The sequence below is a fragment of the Mesorhizobium sp. M0601 genome (assembly GCF_040320845.1).
Taxonomy (GTDB): Bacteria; Pseudomonadota; Alphaproteobacteria; order Rhizobiales; family Rhizobiaceae; genus Mesorhizobium.
On the sequence record NZ_JAMYQK010000030.1, the window covers coordinates 1 to 18,245 of the forward strand.

The following is an 18,245-nucleotide window of genomic DNA, read 5'->3' on the forward strand; positions in this document are numbered from 1 at the left end:
CAAAGATGCTCCGGTCTCCCGTCCGCCACCGCACCTGCCTTCATAGCAGAGTCGGCAAGAAACAAGTTACAAGATGTCCGGCAGGACAGAGGGGGGCGCGAAGGATCGCTGCGGACGAGACGATCTCGGCTGCAACCCGCCCGCCGCCTAAACCCGTCGCTCCACCATCATCTTCTTGATCTCGGCGATCGCCTTGGCCGGGTTGAGCCCCTTGGGGCAAGTCTGGGCGCAGTTCATGATGGTGTGGCAGCGATAGAGCCGGAACGGGTCTTCGAGATTGTCGAGCCGCTCGCCCGTCGCCTCGTCCCTGGAATCGATCAGCCAGCGATAGGCCTGCAGCAGCGTCGCCGGGCCGAGATAGCGCTCGCCGTTCCACCAGTAGCTCGGGCAGGAGGTCGAGCAGCAGGCGCACAATATGCACTCGTAGAGCCCGTCGAGCTTTTCGCGGTCCTCATGGCTCTGCAGCCATTCCTTGGCCGGCTCGGGCGACACCGTCTTCAGCCACGGCTCGATCGAGGCGTGCTGGGCGTAGAAATTGGTGAGGTCGGGCACCAGGTCCTTGACCACGGCCATGTGCGGTAGCGGATAGACCTTGATCGCGCCGGAAATGTCGTCGCAGCCCTTGGTGCAGGCCAGCGTGTTCGACCCGTCGATGTTCATGGCGCACGAGCCGCAAATGCCTTCGCGGCAGGAGCGGCGCAGCGTCAGCGTCGGATCGATCTTGTTCTTGATCCAGAGCAGCGCGTCGAGCACCATCGGCCCGCAATCGTCCATGTCGACGAAATACGCATCCATGCGCGGGTTCTCGTCATCGTCCGGCGACCAGCGGTAGATGCGGTATTCGCGCAGGTTGGTCGCGCCCTCCGGCTTCGGCCAGGTTTTTCCGGCCATGATCTTCGAGTTTTTCGGAAGCGTGAGTTCGACCATTACCTCAGGTCCTTTCGGATGACGAGCTTCAGCCCGGACCAGATCTCGTTCACGGCGGCGACCTTGACGTCGACGAGGTCGAGCTTCAGCGCCTCTGTGCGGATAACGTCCTCGGTGACGTCGGTCGGCACTTTCGATGCCTTCTTCGGCCATGACACCCAGACCATGCCGTCCCGCTTGATCGCCGCTTCGACGTCGCCTAGACGGTCCTCGATCTCGATACGCTGCCGGGTAAAAGCATGTACGGCATCGTATTTCTCATGAACGCCCGAAATCGCCGACCAGTTGGCCAGCCGGTCGAGCTCGGCAAAATCCACGGCTTCGGTCAAATCCTCGAGTTCGGCCGGCAAGGCGACGAAAGCGGCAATCATCCCGTCCTTCAGGCCGAGCTTGGCCGGAAGGGGCGTGCCGGAATATCCCGCAACCGCCAGCAGCCTCATCTCAATACACCCTGGCCTTTGGCGCGATCTTGGCCGGGTTGATGCCGCCGTCTGCTTCCTTAAGCAGCGTTTCGGTGTGCACCGGCCGGTAGGTGAGCGCCACCTCGCCGGCCTCGTTGAGCCGAGCCAGCGTATGCTTGCGCCAGTTGGCGTCGTCGCGGGCCGAAAAGTCCTCCCGCGCGTGCGCGCCGCGGCTTTCCTTGCGCGCCTCGGCGCCGTAGACGGTGGTGATGGCGTTGGCCATCAGGTTTTCCAGCTCCAGCGTCTCGACCAGGTCGGAGTTCCAGATCATCGAGCGGTCAAACACCTTGACGTCGCCGAGTTCACCCCAGATCTGCGAAATGCGCCTGCAGCCGCTTTCCAGCGAGTCCTGGGTGCGGAACACCGCCGCGTCCTCCTGCATCGCCTTCTGCATCTTTTCGCGCAAAACCGCTGTCGGCGTCGAGCCGTTGGCGTGACGCAGCCGGTCGAAGCGGTCCATGATCTTTTCGACGGCGGCCTCGTTGGGCGAAGGGATCGCCGATGTGCGGTCGATCACCTGGCCGGCCCGGATTGCCGCCGCACGGCCGAACACCACCAGGTCGATCAGCGAGTTGGAGCCCAGCCGATTAGCACCGTGCACCGAGGCGCAGCCGGCTTCGCCGACCGCCATCAGCCCGGGCGACACCTGGTCCGGATTCGACGCCGTCGGGTTCAGCACCTCGCCCCAGTAATTGGTCGGCACGCCGCCCATATTGTAGTGGACCGTCGGCAGCACCGGGATCGGCTCCTTGGTCAGGTCGACACCGGCAAAGATCTTTGCCGATTCCGAAATACCCGGAAGCCTCTCGTGCAGAACGGCCGGGTCGAGATGGTCGAGATGCAGGAAAATGTGATCCTTCTTCGGGCCGACGCCGCGGCCCTCGCGGATTTCCAGCGTCATGCAGCGCGAGACCACGTCGCGCGAAGCCAGATCCTTGGCTGACGGCGCGTAGCGCTCCATGAAGCGCTCGCCCTCGGAATTGACGAGATAGCCGCCCTCGCCGCGCGCGCCCTCGGTGATCAGGCAGCCGGCGCCGTATATGCCGGTCGGGTGGAACTGCACGAACTCCATATCCTGCAGCGGCAGGCCTGCGCGTGCGGCCATGCCGCCGCCATCGCCGGTGCAGGTATGCGCCGAGGTGGCCGAGAAATAGGCGCGGCCATAGCCGCCGGTCGCCAGCACCACCATCTTGGCCGAAAAGCGGTGGATGGTGCCGTCGTCGAGGTTCCAGGCGACGACGCCGGTGCAGGTGCCGTCCGGCTCCATGATCAGGTCGAGCGCGAAATACTCGATGAAGAACTGCGCATTGTGCTTCAGCGACTGGCCGTAGAGCGTGTGCAGCATGGCGTGGCCGGTGCGGTCGGCGGCCGCACAGGTGCGCTGCACCGGCGGCCCCTCGCCGAAATTCATCATCATGCCGCCGAACGGCCGCTGGTAGATTTTCCCGTCCTCGGTGCGGCTGAAGGGAACGCCGTAGTGCTCGAGCTCGTAGACCGCCGCCGGCGCTTCGCGCACCATGTATTCTTGAGCGTCGGTGTCGCCCAGCCAATCTGAGCCTTTGACGGTGTCGAAGAGATGCCACTGCCAGTTGTCGGGCCCCATATTGGCGAGCGAGGCGGCGATGCCGCCCTGCGCCGCAACCGTATGCGAGCGCGTCGGGAACACTTTGGTGATGCAGGCGGTGCGCAGGCCCTGCTCGGCCATGCCGAGCGCGGCGCGCAGGCCGGCGCCGCCAGCGCCGACGACCACGACGTCGAATTTGTGATCGACATAGCTATAGGCGGAAGCCGTGTTGGCGTTCTTCGCGTCCTTGGCCAAAAAATCAGCCTCCAAATGCCAGTTTAAGCAGGGCGAAGACCGAAGCGACGCCGACGACTACGGGAAAGAATGTGTTGAGGGCGAGCAGCGCCAGCCTGGTGCCTTCGCCATGCACATAGTCTTCGATGATCGCCTGCATGCCGAGCCGCATGTGGTAGAGCACCGACAACAGCACCAGCGCCAGCACCAGTGCAACGAACGGATTGGCAAGTGCGGCGCGCACCTCGATATAGCTGGCGCCGTTGAGTGCGATCAGGAAGCCGACGAAGAACAGGACCAGCGGGATATTGGAGATCGCCGTCAGCCGCTGGCGCCAGAAATGGCCGGTGCCCTCGCGGGCGGAACCGAGACCGCGGACCTTGGCCAGCGGCGTGCGCATGTCGGTGTTCTTGCTGTTCATGTCAGGCTCCCCGCGCCATGTAGCCGGCGATCCAGATCAGCAGCGTCAGCGTGACCGAGCCGGCAAGCGTCGCCCAGGCGATCCTCGATGCCGTATGCTTTTCCAGCCCTGCCCCAGTGTCCCAGATAAGATGGCGCACACCGCCCAGCATGTGGTGCATCAGCGCCCAGCTGTAGCCGAACAGCACCAGCCGTCCCAGCCACGAGCCGAAGGCCCAGTTGACGGCATTGAAGGTCGCCTCCGAGCTCGCCGCCGCCATCAGCCACAGCGCGACCAGCAGCGTGCCGAAATAGAGCGCCCCGCCGGTGATGCGGTGGACGATCGACATCGTCATGGTGATCGGCGGCCGATAGACGGTCAGATGCGGCGAAAGCGGCCGTTCACGTCTGGCAAATTCGCGGGTGGCTGGTGATTTGCTCATGGCTCCCCCAGTTCGGCGTCTCTGGAGCCTCAGGTGGGAATGCGGCATTACCGCTTCCGGTTGCGACTTCGGACAGCCGGTTTCTAATGCTCTTTTTGCACCGCGTCAAAGCCGGAAAACCGTTTCGAAAACGTAATTTAGTCTGATGAAAGCCAGGCTTTCAGCTTCAATCGATTAGGGCTGTCGCCTTGCGCCGGCACAATGTCGCCGCACTGCAAAATATGGCTGGCGCAAGGGGCGGATCAGCGCTTGCAGGCCAGCGGTGGTGCACCGCCCTTCATCACCAGCGCCTCACGCCCATCGATCACGATTGCGTCATGCGCCTCGCCGTAACGGCTGGTCTGATTGGCCGGTGAGGCCGGCAGCTCGGCGCTGGCGCCGTTCTGGCCGAGGACGCGCACCGACGTGCCGAGATTCTCGATAGTCATCACGCTGCCGTCGGCGCAGTTGTAAGTAGCTGTGCGCGGCTGCGGTGCCGTCGGTTCACTAGCGGGAGCAAGCGACACGGAAGCGGCGGCCGTGTTGCCGAGCTTGGGCGCGCTGGTCTGCGGCGCGCAGGCGGCTGCAGCCAGCAGCGGCGGAATGGCCAGCGCCATCCGAAACGTGCGGCGTAATCTCATGCTGCTTTCCCCGCGCATCGAGCCCGCCGCGATGCTCCGGCAAGCCACCGGATTTCATGCTTTTTGAGTCGCGCCCGATGCTGGGGATGGTGGGAACAAGGCATGGCCGAATGATGGCCGGTGGGCGATCGGGTATTAACCATATTTTCCGAGACCTCGCCCCTGCTGCGGTTGCCCTCTTAACAAAGGTTAATAAAAGGTTAATTTCTGATTCGAGGAGGCTTGCCTCTCAGCAACTGGAGCAGCACGCCATGCATTCGAATTCAGCAGGATCGCGCCATCCCTGGTTCCTATTGGCGGCGCTCGCCGTCGGCGTCGTCGCACCGGCATTCGCCGGGACGCGCCATCATGACCGCGTCTATGCCGATTCCTTCGGCAATCTCGTCATCGACAGCGCCGCCGGCTACAAGCGTATCCTCGTTGGCGAGGGCAAGCTGGCCAAGGAATTGTCCGACTACACCAGCGCCGGCCAGCCCGACGTGATCTACGAAAACGAATCGGACGATGTCCGCGGCGGCGACTGCTATAGGCCGCCGGTTTTCGTCAAGGGCCGCAGCTATATGTACGGCCTCTCCGACGGCGAAATGCCAGAGCTCAGCCCCTGCCGCTGACGGCCACGCCGCCCTTGGTTGACGGCGCCGGCAGGGCAACAGCCGGCCCCACCGAGACACGCACGCAATCGCGACCGCTGCCCTTCGCCTGATAGAGCGCTTTGTCGGCGCGCCGCAACAGGTCGGAAAAGCTTTCGCCCGGACCAAGCTCGGCAACGCCGAAGCTGGCGCTGCAGCGGTGATCCGCGGGCAGGCAGTCGATCGGCGTGGCACCGAAGGCGCTCCGCGTGCCCTCGGCAAAGAGCCGGGCGGCGGCTAGATTGGTCCCCGGCAGGAAAATCGCGAATTCCTCGCCGCCGATGCGGCCGGCGACATGATGGTCGGCCGCGGCATCGCGGAGAAAACCGGCAAAGGTCTCGATGACCCGATCGCCCGACGCGTGGCCGTAAGTATCGTTGATGCGCTTGAAATGGTCGAGATCGGCAATGACCAGTGCCGCTGGAACGGCGCGCCGCATGGCGTCACGCAGTGCGATCTCGGCATGGCGCTCGAAGCCGCCACGGTTGAGCAGCCGCGAAAGCGTGTCGGTTTCCGATTTCGACGTCGCCTCGGCGAGCACGTCGCGGACCAGGATAGCCAATGTCACCAGCGCAAGCGCCAGGCCGAACACGGTGCCGACCGACTGCGACACCAACGCATAGCTGGTCTGCGCATAAGATTGCGGGTTGGCGCCCCAGCCACCAAGCGCATGGGCGATGAAGGGTTTGCTGGCGAACTGCAACGTGCTGGCCGCCAGGACAGCCATCAGCATATAGTCGAGCCGCTCGCGTCTTTGCCTGGACGACAAGACGATCGCCAGCCCGGTGAACTGCATGGCCGCATAGGGAAGCTGGTAGGCCGCCATTCGCACAAAGGATTGGCGTGGCAGGTCCTGCACGAAGTAGACCGCGAGGGTGGCGAAGACCAGGAAGAACAGCATCGGCGGCCAAGGCGGCGAAACGCGGTATTTATGGGCAAGCCCGCCATTGAAGGCGACGGTAGCGCCAAGGAAGGCGGCAAAGGCGGCGACAACCACGGGGCGCGCATTGTCGAAGGCAGGAATGCTGAACTCGATCGCGAAATAAGCCGTGCCGAGCACATAGCCGAACGCCAGCCAGCGTGCCGACACCCGGCCGGCGTCATAGACCGCGATCGTCATGAAGGCCGCCGCCAGCAGCCCGGCAACGAACAGGTTGATCAGCAGGATGAAATTAGCGCTGCCCATGGCGTTTTGGCACTCCCCCGAACAGCAAATCACCAACGCGCGAAAAAGACGTTAATTCGAAGCCGCCGCTGACGCTCAGCCAGCACTGGTCCTATTGGGAAGGACGACCGTTTCAGGCCGCTGATAGGACAGGCATACGCTGTCGCGGCCACTCCTTTTGGCTCTGTAGAGCGCTTCGTCGGCGCGGCGCATCAGCGGGTCCAGCCCTTCGTCGCTGGTGCGGGCGGCCACGCCGAAGCTGGCGGTCACTCTTGTCTCGGGCGGAAGCCCGTCGATTCTGTCCGCCGAATAGAGCGTGCGAATGGTTTCGGCAAACAGTCTTGCCGCGCCAAGGTCGCTGAGCGGCAACAGCACGGCGAACTCCTCGCCGCCGATGCGGCCGGCAACGCCGCCCGTGCCTGCAGCCGACAGAAGCTTGGCGGCAAAATCGGCGATGACGCGATCCCCGGCTGCGTGGCCATGCTGATCGTTCAGCGCCTTGAAATGATCGAGATCGGACAGCACCAGCGCAACCGGCAATCGCGCCGTGGCACAGTGCTGCAGGACCAGCGTGGCGCGCTCCTCGAACCCGCGGCGGTTGAGCAGGCCCGACAGCGGGTCTGTCAGGGTTTCGGTCTTCAGGGCCTTCATCACATCGAGCGCGGCGGCGCCGAACAGGCAAAGCGCGATGAGCAGCGACAGCAATGCATGCGACAGCAGCGCCGTCGTCCAGTAGGACGAGGAGTAAAGCCCTTCATAGCTGGTGAACGGCCCATGCGCGATGACGACGGCAAGCGTCCGCGCCAGGAAGTTCAGGCCGGAAAGCAGCGACAGCACGAACAGGATCATTTCTGTCGGGCCGTTGTTGCGCACCACGCGCAACTCGGCGGCGACAACCAGGCTGATGCCGCCGAAGCTGAAATTGATGGCAAGAATGCGCCAGGTGAGATCCGGCCGGGCAAAAAGAAACCACGAGAACGCGGCCAGGCCGCCGCAGGCCAGAATGCCGACCGCCGGGTAAGGCACGCGCCGCCCATAGCGCGCAATGACCGCGCCGGCGAGACAGCAGGTGGCGAAGGTGAAGCACAGGATCGAGATGAGCTTGGTCGGTGCCATGCCGACCGGCAGCGTGAAATACTGGAGCAGGAAGCCTGCGGCCGAGGCCGAGTAGCCCGCCGCCAGCACAGCCAGATAGGGACGGTGGCGCTGATAGAACCACAGCACGAGAAATGCGGCGCCGAGTGTGAGGGCGATGCCTGGATTGAGCAGCGCTATGAGCAGGCCGGTGTCCAAGCGCTGTAATTTCCCCTCGCTTCCCTTGGAGGACCTTAGAGCGGAAGCCCAAACAAGCGGTTAAGCGAAAGCGAATATGCGACAGGTGCGTCGACAAAGCCGCTGGGCGGAACCGCGAACGGCGAGCGGCGTTTCACGACGGCAACCAGGAGACGCTCCGATGGCCGACACGATCATGCTGACCGATCACGATGCAATTCGCTCATGGGCCGCGGCACGCGCCGGCTTTCCGGCGATCGTCGACGTGTCGCCCGAAGCCGGAACGCAGCCCATGCTGAGGCTGGTCTTCGGCCAGCATGCCTACCAGGACCAGGATGAGGCCGAACGCCCGGTCAATGCCGGCGGCTACGAACTGGTCGAATGGGACGAATGGTTCAAACTCTTCGACGAGCGCCAACTGGCGCTGGTCGTCGCAAAGGACCAACCCGGCCGCCGTGAGGGATTCCACGAATTCGTCAGGCGGCCCGACTGAAGAATGCCCGAACCGCATTGCGGCTCGGGTTGCTCATGTCCGACTGCGCGCGCCTGCCCTATTTCCACTCGCGGATGTCGACGAAATGGCCGGCGATCGCCGCCGCCGCGGCCATTGCCGGCGACACCAGATGGGTGCGGCCCTTGAAGCCTTGGCGCCCTTCGAAATTGCGGTTCGAGGTCGAGGCGCAGCGTTCATGCGGCTTCAGCCGGTCGTCGTTCATGGCAAGGCACATCGAGCAGCCCGGCTCACGCCAGTCAAAGCCGGCGGCGACAAAGATCTTGTCGAGGCCTTCGGCCTCTGCCTGTTCCTTGACCAGGCCGGAGCCCGGCACGATCATCGCACTGACCCGCGGATTGACTTGTCTGCCCTCGATCACCTTGGCGGCGGCGCGCAGATCCTCGATGCGGCCATTGGTGCAGGAGCCGATGAAGACGCGATCGAGTTCGATATCGGTGATCTTGGTGCCCGGCTTCAGGCCCATATAGTCGAGTGCGCGCTGCTTGGAGGTGCGCTTGTTCTCATCAGTGATGTCGTCCGGGTTCGGCACGATGCCTTGCACTGAGACCACGTCCTCGGGCGAGGAGCCCCAGGAGACGATCGGCGGCAGCTTTGCCGCGTCGAGCACGACCACCTTGTCGAAATGCGCGCCTTCGTCGGACTGCAGCGTCTTCCAGTAGGCGAGCGCGGCGTCCCAGGCTTCGCCCTTGGGGGCGCGCGGCTTGTCCTTGACATAGGCGAAGGTGGTCTCGTCGGGCGCGATCAGGCCGGCGCGCGCGCCGGCTTCGATCGACATGTTGCAGATCGTCATGCGGCCTTCCATCGACAGCGCACGGATTGCCTCGCCGGCATATTCGATGACATAGCCGGTGCCGCCGGCCGTGCCTATCTCGCCGATGATGGCAAGGATGATGTCCTTGGCGGTGACGCCTTCCGGCAGTGCGCCGTCGACGCGCACCAGCATGTTCTTGGCCTTGCGCTGGATCAGCGTCTGCGTCGCCAGCACATGCTCGACTTCCGAGGTGCCGATGCCATGCGCCAGCGCCCCGAACGCGCCATGCGTCGAGGTGTGGCTGTCGCCGCAGACGATGGTCATGCCGGGCAGCGTAAAGCCTTGCTCGGGACCGATGATGTGGACGATGCCCTGGCGGATATCCTTCTCGGAATAATATTCGATACCGAAATCCTTGGCGTTCTTGGCCAGCGCCTCGACCTGGATGCGGCTTTCCTCGTTCTTGATGCCGAACTTGCGCTCGGGCGAGGTCGACACATTGTGGTCGACCACGGCCAGCGTCTTTTCCGGATGCCGAACCTTGCGGCCGGTTATGCGCAGGCCTTCGAAAGCCTGCGGGCTGGTGACTTCGTGGACCAGATGGCGGTCGATATAGAGCAGGCAGGTGCCGTCGTCCTGGCGGTCGACGACATGGTCGTCGAAAATCTTGTCGTAGAGGGTGCGCGGTGCGCTCATGTGCGTAAATCCGTCGATTTAAAAAGGGAAAAGGACGCCGGTCGGCCCGGCGAAGCAGCCTGGCGAGTCTGCCCTAGCGAAGTCGGCTGGTCAGAGCGCCGGAAACGCGCGCGGAAAATCGCGACGGCAGGCGTTTCCTGTCCTGCAGCACGAAACCTTTATAGGCCGGATCGCCAAAAAGCTCTTCCATGGCGCTGCTCATATCAATGTTTTGGCTTTTCAGCAATCGCGTCTGCCTTCGCAGGCGCTTCACAGCACCTTGAACACGAAGGTCTTCACCAGCGCGTCGGGCTCGGCGATTGCGTAGCAGCGGAACCACGGGCTCTCCTCGACCGGCCGCCATTTTTTCGCCTGCTCCAGTTCGCCAAACACGGCCTTGAACCCGCCGCTTTCAAACACCTGGTCGCGGACCGTGAAGATGGCGTGGCCGCCCGTCCTGGTGATGCGTATCAGTTCATGCAGGCCCGACGCCGGTGCGTGGCTGATGGTGAACACGCCGGTCGAGAAAAAGGCGCGGAAATACCCGTCCGCCCAAGGCAATGGCCCGCCGAGCATCGCCTGTTTCAGCTCGCTGTAGGCCTGCCGGCTGCCGGCGATTTTCAGCATGTCCTGCGACAGGTCGAGCCCGGCAATATCGTGGTAGCCGAGTGCCTTGAGCGACGGCCCCGACAGGCCGGTGCCGCAACCGGCGTCGAGCAGCGGCCCTTCGCCCGGCGGCACATGGCGCGCCACCCAGGCGGTGATCAGGAACGGCAGGAGATAGCCGAGCGCCGCGGTTTCGCCGTCATAGGTCGCGGCCCATTGCGCATAGGCCTTGGCGAGCGTCTCGGGCGTGTCGGCCGTATAGACCGCTTCCAGCGCCGCATTGGCCTTGTCGATGATCATGGGTCCTCCCCGGTCGCGTCCGCTCGATGGTAGCGCCGTTTTCGCCTGCCTTCTATTCCCCATGCTGGTGGCGCAGCCGCTTCTCCAGCGCCCGCAAGGCCAACGACAGGCCGACGGTCAGGATGAGATAGATATAGGCGACGATCGAATAGGTTTCGAAGAAGCGGAACGAGCCGGCGGCGTAGATCTTGCCCATCTGGGTGATGTCGGCGACGCCGAGCACCGAGACCAGCGAGGAATCCTTGACCATGGCGACGAAATCATTGCCGAGCGGCGGCAGGATAGTGCGGATCGCCTGCGGAAAGATGACCAGCCGGAAGCGCTGGGTGCGCGTCAGCCCGAGCGCCTTGGCCGCTTCGATCTGCCCCTTCTCGACCGCCTGGATACCGGCGCGGAACACCTCCGAGATGAAGGCCGAATAGCCGATGGTCAGCGCCATGACGGCGCGCCAAAGCAACGACACGTCGCGTACCAGCAGCTCACCGAAGAGGCCGGCGCTTTGCAGCGGCGCCATCAGCGCGTTCCATGCCGCGACGAAGGCCGGCGCGCCGGCAAAGGCGATCCAGAACAACAGCACCAGCATCGGCACGCCGCGGATGATCTCGACGTAGAAGCGGCCGATCTGGCTGAGCCAGCGTGAGCCCGACAGGCCCATCAGCGCGACGCCGAGGCCGATCGCGCAAGCCAGCGCGAAGGCGACCACCGTGACGAAGATGGTGACGCCGATGCCCTTGGCGACGGTTGCGAAGACCTGGGCATAGACGTCGCTGGCAGCGATGAAGATGGCGGCGGCCAAGGCGATCGCCACGGCCACGGCAAGCCACCACGGGAAGTCGGATTTGGAGGGCGGGGCGGGAGGCATTAGGCAGTGCCGGCGGCAAAAAGATCGCGAAGGCAGCGCTCTATGGCGCCCCCCTCTGGCCTGCCGGCCATCTCCCCCACTTGGGGGGAGATTGGCAGCTCTTGCGAAGGCGCTTCTTTTTCAACGCTGCAGGTAGGCGAAAGCGGTCGCGACAGCCAATCTCCCCCCAAGTGGGGGAGATGTCCGGCAGGACAGAGGGGGGCGCGAAGGAACGAAGACAGCGCGAGTTCCTGCGGGTCCCACAACGTCCGCAACAAAAGTCCTACTGCCCCATCTTGTAATCAAGGAACCACTTCTTGTTGAGCGCGTCGAGCGTACCGTCGGCCTTGAGCGCGGCGATTGCCGCGTTGACCGGCTTCACCAGGTCGGAGCCCTTGGGGAAGATGAAGCCGAAATCCTCGGTGCCGAGTGGGCCGCCGATCAGCTTAAGGCCGCCATTGGACGCATCGACATAGCCCTTGCCGGCAGTGCCGTCGGTGAGCACGACGTCGACGTCGCCGGCCTTCAGCGCCTGCACCGTCGCGCCGAATGTCTCGAACAGCTTGATGCGCGGGTTCTGCTCGTTGCCGTCGAGCACGCTGTAGACGGCGGTGTAGAAGGGCGTGGTGCCGGCCTGCGCGCCGATCAGCCCGTCCTTGAAGGCGGCGAACGTCTTTGCATCGGTGAAGCGCTTCTCGTCGCCGCGCACCAGCATGAACTGTTCCGAGCGCATATACGGATCGGAGAAATCGACCTTCTGCTTGCGGTCGTCCTTGATGGTGATGCCGGTCATGCCGATGTTGTACTGATTGTCGGAAACCGCCTGGATCATCGCGTCCCAGGAGGTATTCTGGTACTCGACCTTGAAATTCAGCCGTTTGGCGATCTCGTTCATCGCGTCATATTCCCAACCGATCTGCTTGCCGGTCTTGGCATCGATGAACTGCAGCGGCGGATAGGCGTTTTCGGTCACCACCACCACTTTCTTGCCGCCGAGGTCGGGCAGCGCCTGCGCCAGAGCCGCGACAGGCACGAGAAGGCAAGCCAGCAGGCCGGCCAGCAGCAGTTTCGAATTGATCATGACGATGCTCCCCAGGAACTGAACCGCCTCGATCGGCCGAGGCATGCAGGAAATCCGGCGCCGACTTTAGCTTTCCGCCGGCGCCTTGCAAGCCGCTCCGATGCGGCGTTCGGCACGAAAATGGATTTCAATGCTTTCAACGGCGGCATTACGGAACGATCCGTATCGATTGCGGCCGATGCAGCCCGGCAAAATAGAATCCGCCTCGCGAAACAAAAAGGCGGCCGAAGCCGCCTTTCCGAAAATACGTTCTTGAAGAGCCTTATTCGGCGGCAGCTGCTTCCGCGGCCTTGGCGGCCTCGTCGGCGGCCTTTTTCTCGGCGGCGTCCTGCGCGGCCTTCTCGGCGGCCAGCGCCTGGGCGGCGGCCACTTTCTCGGCCTCGATGCGCGCCTTCTCGGCGTTCAGCGCATCGCGCTCTTCGTCGTTCAGCTTGCGGGCGCGCACGCCGGTGTTTTCCGAAATGCGGGCCGATTTGCCGCGACGGTCACGCAAATAGTACAGCTTGGCGCGACGCACCTTGCCGCGGCGCACGATCTCGACGCCTTCGACCATCGGTGAATAGACCGGGAACACCCGCTCCACGCCTTCGCCGTAGGAGATCTTGCGGACGGTGAAGTTTTCCTGGAAGCCGGCGCCGGCGCGGGCGATGACGACGCCCTCATAGGCCTGGACGCGGGTGCGGGTGCCTTCGGTCACACGGACCTGGACGCGCACGGTATCGCCGGGCTGGAATTCGGGGAGCTTGCGCTTGGCTTCGATCTTGGCGGCCTGCTCGGCCTCGAGCTGACGGAGGATGTCCATCTCAATAATCCACTTCTTGTTCTTCCGACAGTCAGAGCGTCCGACACTCGCCTTGCAGTCGCATCGACCGCTCGGCTATGCCCTTCGTTCGAGAACTTCTGTTCGAGAACATCGGGCAGGGGCGACTACACCGTCATTGTTGACGGGCCAGAAGATCGCTCTTGGCATATTTTCTTCCGGTTCGGCGCGCACATACAGCTATTTCGGCGCTTTGTCACGCCTTCGCTGTTTCTTTTTTGGCGCTGTTTCTTTTTGGCTGAGGCCGCTGTGGCAATCCCGTGATCGCTTGTGGTCCAGGGGGTTGCGCCCGCGCGTCAAGCTTCCTAAGCCGGAAGATAAGCATTTTCCTCCAGCGACGACACCCTCATGCCAATCTTGGACGCGGTCCTGCTCTTTCTCGCCGGCTTTCTATCAGGCGCGGTCAATGCCGTTGCCGGCGGCGGCACGTTCATAACCTTTGGCGCCATGACCCTGGCCGGCCTGCCGCCGATCGTCGCCAATGCGACATCGTCGGTGACGCAATTTCCTGGCTACATCACCTCGACGCTCGCCTATTGGCACGACATCAAGCATTTCTGGCGTGGCGCACTGCTGCTCAGCCTCATTTCGGCTCTCGGTGCGCTGTCTGGCGCGCTCATCCTTCTAGGGCTCGACAACCCGTCGTTCCGCGCCTTGGTGCCGTGGCTGCTGCTGGCGGCAACCGCATTGTTCGCTGCCGGGCCATGGCTGAAGCCGGCGCCCAAGCCGGGGCATGAGGCCGCGGTAGGTTCGCTGGTCGGGTCGCTGGCGCAGTTCGCCACCGCCGTCTATGGCGGCTTCTTCGGCGCCGGCATGGGCGTCATGATGCTGGCGACGCTCGGTCTCACCCAGTCCGGCGACTATCACCGGCTGAACGCACTGAAGAACATGCTGGCCGTAGTCATCGCTGCGGTTGCCATCCTCGTCTTCGTCTCGGGCGGCGTCATTGCCTGGCTGCAGGCGATCATCATGATCCCGGGTGGCGCGCTGGGCGGCTATGCCGGCGTCTGGATCGCCAGGCGCGTGCCGCAGAACGCGGTGCGCGGCTTCGTCATCGCCGTCGGCCTGTTCCTGGCTTTCTACTATTTCGATAAGGGCTGAGCGGCTGACAGATCCGGGCGTCGCTCCTTCGTCAGCCTCTCCGCTTCGGCCCGCCGCCACGCCGCGATCTTCCTGTGATTGCCCGAAATCAGCACTTCGGGGATCGGCCGCCCCTCGAATTCCTGCGGCCGTGTGTAATGCGGATGTTCGAGCAGGCCGTTTTCAAAGCTCTCTTCCTCGCCCGATTCCGCATTGCCCATGACGCCGGGCAGCAGGCGCACCACGGCGTCGAGCAGCACCAGTGCCGCCGGCTCGCCGCCGGACAGGATGAAGTCGCCGATCGAAACTTCTTCGAGGCCGCGCGCCTCAATGACCCGCTGGTCGACGCCTTCGAAGCGGCCGCAGACGATCACCGCACCCGGCCCAGCGGCGAGTTCGCGCACGCGTGCCTGGTTCAGCGGCTTGCCGCGCGGGCTCATCAGCAGGCGCGGACGTGGATCGGCTGCCGGCGAGGCATGGTCAATGGCGCTGGCCAGCACGTCTGCCCGCATCACCATGCCGGCGCCGCCGCCGGCCGGCGTGTCATCGACGGTACGGTGACGATCGCTGGCAAAGTCGCGGATCTGGATCGTTTCGAGCGACCAAATGCCGGTCTCGAGGGCGCGGCCGGCCAGCGACAGGCCAAGCGCGCCGGGAAACATCTCGGGATAGAGCGTCAGCACCGAAGCCGAAAAACTCACCGGTTGCCTCCGGCGTCCCTCGGCCCGCGCGGCCTGCCCCTGGGGTCGAAACCGTCGTCAGCGGGAGGCTCGCCGTCCTCATCCTCGACCAAACCTGCGGCGGCTGGATCAACGCGGACAAAGCCGCCGGCGATCGACACTTCCGGAACGGCGGCCTGCGTGAACGGGATGAGCACGCCCTTGCGCCCCGCCAGCGTCACGTCGAGAATGTCGCCGCCGCCGAAATTGTGCACGGCGACGACCTTGCCGACGACCGCACCGGTGTCGTCCTTGACCTCCAGTCCGACGAGGTCGGCATGGTAGAATTCATCCTCTTCGCCCTCATCGGGCAACACCGAACGATCGACGAACAATTCGGTGCCGGCCAGCGCCTCGGCGGCATTGCGGTCGTTGACGCCTTTGAAGCGCACCACCACCACGGTGTTGGCGGGCCTGATGTCAACGATCTGGAAGGCGCGGCCGTCCCTGGCGTAGAGGGGACCGTAATCGGCCAGCGCCAGCGGGTCGCCGGTAAAGCTCTTGACGCGCAATTCGCCCTTGATGCCGTGCGCGGCACCGATCACGGCCATCTGGACGGGGTTTTGCGGCTTGCTCATCTGCGGAAAATCCTTTGCCTTGCTCTAACCCCAGCCCGTCGTCATTTCAATGACGCCGCTCTTCACCGCTTCCTAACCCGCGTGCCGGAAGATGGCGGGGAACTGGAAGAGTGCAATGCAGGAATTCCTCATATCGGCAAAACCCGACCTGCAGGCGGCGCGCGAGGCCTGGCTGAAGATGCTGGCGCGCGAACGCCGGCTGTCGCCCGAAACCGTCGAGGCTTATGAGCGCGACACACGCCAGTTCCTGCATTTCCTGACCGGCCATTGCGGCGGCTCGCCCGGCATTTCCGACATCGCCGATCTGCGCCCCGCCGATTTGCGCGGCTTTCTCGCTGCCCGCCGTGCCGAGGGCGCCGGCGCCCGTACGCTCGGGCGCGGGCTGGCCGGCATCCGCTCGCTGTTGCGTTTCCTGGAAAGGCGCGGCCTCGCCAATGCGGCAGGTGCGACAGCCTTGCGCGCGCCGCGGCAGCCGAAATCGCTGCCCAAGCCGCTGACCGCAAGCGATGCAAAACACGTCGTCTCGGTGGAAGGCCAACTGGCGGAGGAGCCGTGGATTGCCGCGCGCAACGCCGCCGTGCTGACCCTGCTCTATGGGTCCGGTTTGCGGATTTCCGAGGCGCTCGGCCTGTCGGGCGCCGATCTTTCCTCACCTGGTGATACCGTGCTGCGCGTCACCGGCAAGGGTGGCAAGACCCGGCTGGTGCCGGTGCTGCCGGTGGCGCTGCGGGCGATTGCCGAATACCGCCGCTTGTGTCCCTGGCATCTCGATCCCAAGGGCCTGCTGTTTCGCGGTGCCCGCGGCGGCCCACTCAACCCGGCAATCGTCCAGCGCGACATGGCCAAGCTGCGCTCGGCGCTCAACCTGCCCGACACGGCGACGCCGCATGCGCTGCGCCATTCCTTCGCCACGCATCTGCTAGGGCGCGGCGGCGACCTGCGCACCATCCAGGAGTTGCTCGGCCACGCCAGCCTGTCGACAACCCAGATATACACCGGCGTCGACACCGCCAGGCTGCTCGAGATTTACGAAGCAGCTCATCCTCGTGCGTGATCGATGCATGTGTCGGTGGCCATCTCGCAACAATTTTGATGCGCCGGTTAACCGTTTTGCCGCTTTTTGCGCCTAGAACCGCAGCATGAAACGCCTCATCGCCATCGCCGACCGCGCGACCCATGTGTCGCTGAAGCTGCTCGTCGCGCTGAACGCCCTGTTTTTCCTCTCTTTCCTCATCGTCGCGCTGCTCGCGGCGGGCAAGGCACGCGCCGAGACTTCGGCCTGCACCGGTAGCGATATGCTGAGCGCGCTGCAAAAGGACGACCCGGCTGCCTACCGCAAGATCGAGGCGGAGGCGGCAGCGACGCCGAACGGCAAGGGCCTGCTGTGGAAGCTCGAAAAATCGGGCGAAAAACCGTCCTTCCTGTTCGGCACCATGCACGTTACCGACCCGCGCGTCACCACGCTGCCACCCGCCGCGCAGAAGGCATTCGATGCGGCTGGCACCGTCATCATCGAGACCACCGAAGTGCTCGACAAGCAGAAGATGATGGCAGCAATGCTGAAAGAGCCGGATCTGATGATGTTCACCGACAAGACGACGCTTTCGTCGCTGCTGTCGCCGGAGGATGCGGCGGTGGTCAACAAGGCGCTCGATGCGCGTGGCATCCCGCCAGCGACCGTCGCCAAGATGAAACCCTGGTTGCTGTCGGCGATGGTGGCGCTACCTGCATGCGAAGTAGCCCGCCAGGCTGGCGGTGCGCCGGTGCTCGACGTCAAGCTTGCCAAGGACGCCGAGGCTTCGGGCAAATCGGTCGAGGGGCTGGAGACAATCGCCGACCAGCTGCGCGCCATGGCTTCGCTGCCGATCGCCTTTCACCTGAAGGGGCTGGTCGATACGCTGAAGCTTGGCGACAAGGTGAACGACGTCAACGAAACCATGATCGTGCTTTACCGGCGTGGCGACACTGGCATGTATGTACCGCTGTTTCGGGCTGTCGTCCCCGAACAGGTCGACGACCAATCGGGTTACGCCGAATTCGAGCAGACCATGATCACCAGCCGCAACAAGGTGATGGTCGATCGTGCAGCGCCGATCCTCGCCCACGGCAATGTCTTCATGGCGGTCGGCACCATGCACCTTCCCGGAGCGCAAGGCTTGGTCGAGGGTTTCCGCAAGACCGGCTATACGGTGACCGCCGTCAACTGAACGACACGGCGGAGTTGCACACCGAATCATTGCCGAGGCGGGATCAGCCCTTACGCGTGGCGCGCCGGCGGACCAGCCGCGCTTCGTGCCAAGAAACCGAAAAAGGTTCGGTTTGGCTCGATCGAACCCATTTTGCGGTGGAAATGCATGCCTGCGAGCGATTCCGGATCAGAATTGCCCTGTTTTCGGCGTTTTCAACGCCTAATGTGAAACCGATTCAACGATTGTACGTTGATGGCTATTACTTGATGTTTTTCATCCACGGAGGACACTTTTATGGCGAACACACCCAATCCGAACGACCCATTCACCTCGCCGGGCTCCGCACGGCCAAGCGGCGGCGGCAGCGGCTGGCTGAT

20 protein-coding genes are annotated in these 18,245 nt (G+C 64.0%); 5 read left to right on the forward strand and 15 right to left on the reverse strand.

Annotated elements, in window-relative coordinates:
- Positions 1-147: 147 nt before the first annotated feature.
- The 6 genes from NKI41_RS23185 to NKI41_RS23210 form a co-directional block, all read right to left on the reverse strand.
- A complete protein-coding gene (locus NKI41_RS23185) occupies positions 148-927 on the reverse strand; it encodes a succinate dehydrogenase iron-sulfur subunit (RefSeq protein WP_352685319.1) in 780 nt (259 codons plus the stop codon).
- Entirely contained in the window at positions 927-1,367 is a 441-nt protein-coding gene (locus NKI41_RS23190; RefSeq protein ID WP_352685320.1) for a DUF3052 family protein, read from the reverse strand. Before NKI41_RS23190 ends, NKI41_RS23185 begins: the two co-directional genes overlap by 1 nt.
- A gap of 1 nt (position 1,368) precedes the next feature.
- Entirely contained in the window at positions 1,369-3,207 is a 1,839-nt protein-coding gene (sdhA, locus tag NKI41_RS23195) for a succinate dehydrogenase flavoprotein subunit (protein WP_352685321.1), read from the reverse strand.
- A gap of 4 nt (positions 3,208-3,211) precedes the next feature.
- On the reverse strand, positions 3,212-3,607 hold the full coding sequence (sdhD, locus tag NKI41_RS23200) for a succinate dehydrogenase, hydrophobic membrane anchor protein (RefSeq protein WP_352685322.1): 396 nt from the start codon (positions 3,605-3,607) through the stop codon (positions 3,212-3,214).
- Position 3,608: 1 nt separating this feature from the next.
- On the reverse strand, positions 3,609-4,028 hold the full coding sequence (gene sdhC, locus NKI41_RS23205) for a succinate dehydrogenase, cytochrome b556 subunit (protein ID WP_292663224.1): 420 nt from the start codon (positions 4,026-4,028) through the stop codon (positions 3,609-3,611).
- A 242-nt stretch (positions 4,029-4,270) separates the two neighbouring features.
- Complete coding sequence (locus tag NKI41_RS23210) at positions 4,271-4,648, reverse strand: hypothetical protein (RefSeq protein WP_352685323.1); 378 nt, start codon at positions 4,646-4,648, stop codon at positions 4,271-4,273.
- 251 nt (positions 4,649-4,899) lie between these two features.
- Here NKI41_RS23210 and NKI41_RS23215 point away from each other — a divergent pair, with 251 nt between their 5' ends.
- Entirely contained in the window at positions 4,900-5,259 is a 360-nt protein-coding gene (locus tag NKI41_RS23215; protein WP_352685324.1) for a hypothetical protein, read from the forward strand.
- On the opposite strand, the gene NKI41_RS23220 is transcribed toward NKI41_RS23215, so the two are convergent.
- Positions 5,243-6,463, reverse strand: coding sequence for a GGDEF domain-containing protein (locus NKI41_RS23220; protein ID WP_352470793.1), 1,221 nt, complete (start codon positions 6,461-6,463; stop codon positions 5,243-5,245). The two genes, NKI41_RS23215 and NKI41_RS23220, sit on opposite strands and share 17 nt — an antisense overlap.
- Before the next feature lie 75 nt (positions 6,464-6,538).
- Complete coding sequence (locus NKI41_RS23225; protein ID WP_352685325.1) at positions 6,539-7,735, reverse strand: GGDEF domain-containing protein; 1,197 nt, start codon at positions 7,733-7,735, stop codon at positions 6,539-6,541.
- A 160-nt stretch (positions 7,736-7,895) separates the two neighbouring features.
- Here NKI41_RS23225 and NKI41_RS23230 point away from each other — a divergent pair, with 160 nt between their 5' ends.
- Positions 7,896-8,207: a hypothetical protein gene (locus NKI41_RS23230; RefSeq protein ID WP_023679773.1), complete on the forward strand. Its 312-nt coding sequence runs from the start codon at positions 7,896-7,898 to the stop codon at positions 8,205-8,207.
- A gap of 58 nt (positions 8,208-8,265) precedes the next feature.
- Here NKI41_RS23230 and leuC read toward each other — a convergent pair whose 3' ends face one another.
- From leuC to rplS, 5 genes are all read right to left on the reverse strand, one after another.
- A complete protein-coding gene (gene leuC / locus NKI41_RS23235; RefSeq protein WP_352450161.1) occupies positions 8,266-9,675 on the reverse strand; it encodes a 3-isopropylmalate dehydratase large subunit in 1,410 nt (469 codons plus the stop codon).
- A gap of 249 nt (positions 9,676-9,924) precedes the next feature.
- Positions 9,925-10,560, reverse strand: coding sequence for a class I SAM-dependent DNA methyltransferase (locus tag NKI41_RS23240; RefSeq protein ID WP_352615448.1), 636 nt, complete (start codon positions 10,558-10,560; stop codon positions 9,925-9,927).
- 52 nt (positions 10,561-10,612) lie between these two features.
- Positions 10,613-11,422, reverse strand: coding sequence for an amino acid ABC transporter permease (locus NKI41_RS23245; RefSeq protein ID WP_352685326.1), 810 nt, complete (start codon positions 11,420-11,422; stop codon positions 10,613-10,615).
- A gap of 262 nt (positions 11,423-11,684) precedes the next feature.
- On the reverse strand, positions 11,685-12,482 hold the full coding sequence (locus NKI41_RS23250; protein WP_031212709.1) for a transporter substrate-binding domain-containing protein: 798 nt from the start codon (positions 12,480-12,482) through the stop codon (positions 11,685-11,687).
- A gap of 262 nt (positions 12,483-12,744) precedes the next feature.
- Positions 12,745-13,284 carry a 50S ribosomal protein L19 gene (rplS, locus tag NKI41_RS23255; RefSeq protein WP_254817835.1) on the reverse strand — a complete coding sequence of 180 codons (540 nt, stop codon included), beginning with the start codon at positions 13,282-13,284 and terminating at the stop codon, positions 12,745-12,747.
- Between the two features lie 366 nt (positions 13,285-13,650).
- Between rplS and NKI41_RS23260 the strand changes: the two genes are divergently transcribed.
- Positions 13,651-14,403 (forward strand): sulfite exporter TauE/SafE family protein, encoded by a 753-nt coding sequence (locus NKI41_RS23260; protein ID WP_352500810.1) that lies wholly within the window; start codon positions 13,651-13,653, stop codon positions 14,401-14,403.
- Here NKI41_RS23260 and trmD read toward each other — a convergent pair.
- Together trmD and rimM are read right to left on the reverse strand one after the other, a co-directional pair.
- Positions 14,385-15,083: a tRNA (guanosine(37)-N1)-methyltransferase TrmD gene (gene trmD, locus NKI41_RS23265; protein WP_352685327.1), complete on the reverse strand. Its 699-nt coding sequence runs from the start codon at positions 15,081-15,083 to the stop codon at positions 14,385-14,387. The genes NKI41_RS23260 and trmD overlap by 19 nt on opposite strands.
- On the reverse strand, positions 15,080-15,679 hold the full coding sequence (gene rimM, locus NKI41_RS23270) for a ribosome maturation factor RimM (RefSeq protein ID WP_352685328.1): 600 nt from the start codon (positions 15,677-15,679) through the stop codon (positions 15,080-15,082). The genes trmD and rimM overlap by 4 nt, the downstream gene beginning before the upstream one ends.
- A 115-nt stretch (positions 15,680-15,794) precedes the next feature.
- Here rimM and NKI41_RS23275 point away from each other — a divergent pair, with 115 nt between their 5' ends.
- Both NKI41_RS23275 and NKI41_RS23280 read left to right on the forward strand, forming a co-directional pair.
- Positions 15,795-16,733, forward strand: a complete 939-nt coding sequence (locus NKI41_RS23275; RefSeq protein WP_352685329.1) for a tyrosine recombinase XerC — start codon at positions 15,795-15,797, stop codon at positions 16,731-16,733.
- Positions 16,734-16,818: 85 nt separating this feature from the next.
- On the forward strand, positions 16,819-17,886 hold the full coding sequence (locus NKI41_RS23280) for a TraB/GumN family protein (RefSeq protein WP_352685330.1): 1,068 nt from the start codon (positions 16,819-16,821) through the stop codon (positions 17,884-17,886).
- Positions 17,887-18,245: the final 359 nt, after the last annotated feature.

Excerpts from the sequence above, each read along its gene's own strand:
- NKI41_RS23275 (WP_352685329.1), top strand. The coding sequence starts at position 15,795 with ATGCAGGAATTCCTCATATCGGCAAAACCCGACCTGCAGGCGGCGCGC.
- NKI41_RS23260 (WP_352500810.1), top strand. The coding sequence starts at position 13,651 with ATGCCAATCTTGGACGCGGTCCTGCTCTTTCTCGCCGGCTTTCTATCA.
- leuC (WP_352450161.1), bottom strand. The coding sequence starts at position 9,675 with ATGAGCGCACCGCGCACCCTCTACGACAAGATTTTCGACGACCATGTC.
- rimM (WP_352685328.1), bottom strand. The coding sequence starts at position 15,679 with ATGAGCAAGCCGCAAAACCCCGTCCAGATGGCCGTGATCGGTGCCGCG.
- NKI41_RS23245 (WP_352685326.1), bottom strand. The coding sequence starts at position 11,422 with ATGCCTCCCGCCCCGCCCTCCAAATCCGACTTCCCGTGGTGGCTTGCC.
- NKI41_RS23240 (WP_352615448.1), bottom strand. The coding sequence starts at position 10,560 with ATGATCATCGACAAGGCCAATGCGGCGCTGGAAGCGGTCTATACGGCC.
- sdhC (WP_292663224.1), bottom strand. The coding sequence starts at position 4,028 with ATGAGCAAATCACCAGCCACCCGCGAATTTGCCAGACGTGAACGGCCG.
- sdhD (WP_352685322.1), bottom strand. The coding sequence starts at position 3,607 with ATGAACAGCAAGAACACCGACATGCGCACGCCGCTGGCCAAGGTCCGC.
- rplS (WP_254817835.1), bottom strand. The coding sequence starts at position 13,284 with ATGGACATCCTCCGTCAGCTCGAGGCCGAGCAGGCCGCCAAGATCGAA.
- NKI41_RS23215 (WP_352685324.1), top strand. The coding sequence starts at position 4,900 with ATGCATTCGAATTCAGCAGGATCGCGCCATCCCTGGTTCCTATTGGCG.
- NKI41_RS23250 (WP_031212709.1), bottom strand. The coding sequence starts at position 12,482 with ATGATCAATTCGAAACTGCTGCTGGCCGGCCTGCTGGCTTGCCTTCTC.
- NKI41_RS23210 (WP_352685323.1), bottom strand. The coding sequence starts at position 4,648 with ATGAGATTACGCCGCACGTTTCGGATGGCGCTGGCCATTCCGCCGCTG.
- NKI41_RS23230 (WP_023679773.1), top strand. The coding sequence starts at position 7,896 with ATGGCCGACACGATCATGCTGACCGATCACGATGCAATTCGCTCATGG.
- NKI41_RS23185 (WP_352685319.1), bottom strand. The coding sequence starts at position 927 with ATGGTCGAACTCACGCTTCCGAAAAACTCGAAGATCATGGCCGGAAAA.
- NKI41_RS23220 (WP_352470793.1), bottom strand. The coding sequence starts at position 6,463 with ATGGGCAGCGCTAATTTCATCCTGCTGATCAACCTGTTCGTTGCCGGG.
- NKI41_RS23280 (WP_352685330.1), top strand. The coding sequence starts at position 16,819 with ATGAAACGCCTCATCGCCATCGCCGACCGCGCGACCCATGTGTCGCTG.
- NKI41_RS23190 (WP_352685320.1), bottom strand. The coding sequence starts at position 1,367 with ATGAGGCTGCTGGCGGTTGCGGGATATTCCGGCACGCCCCTTCCGGCC.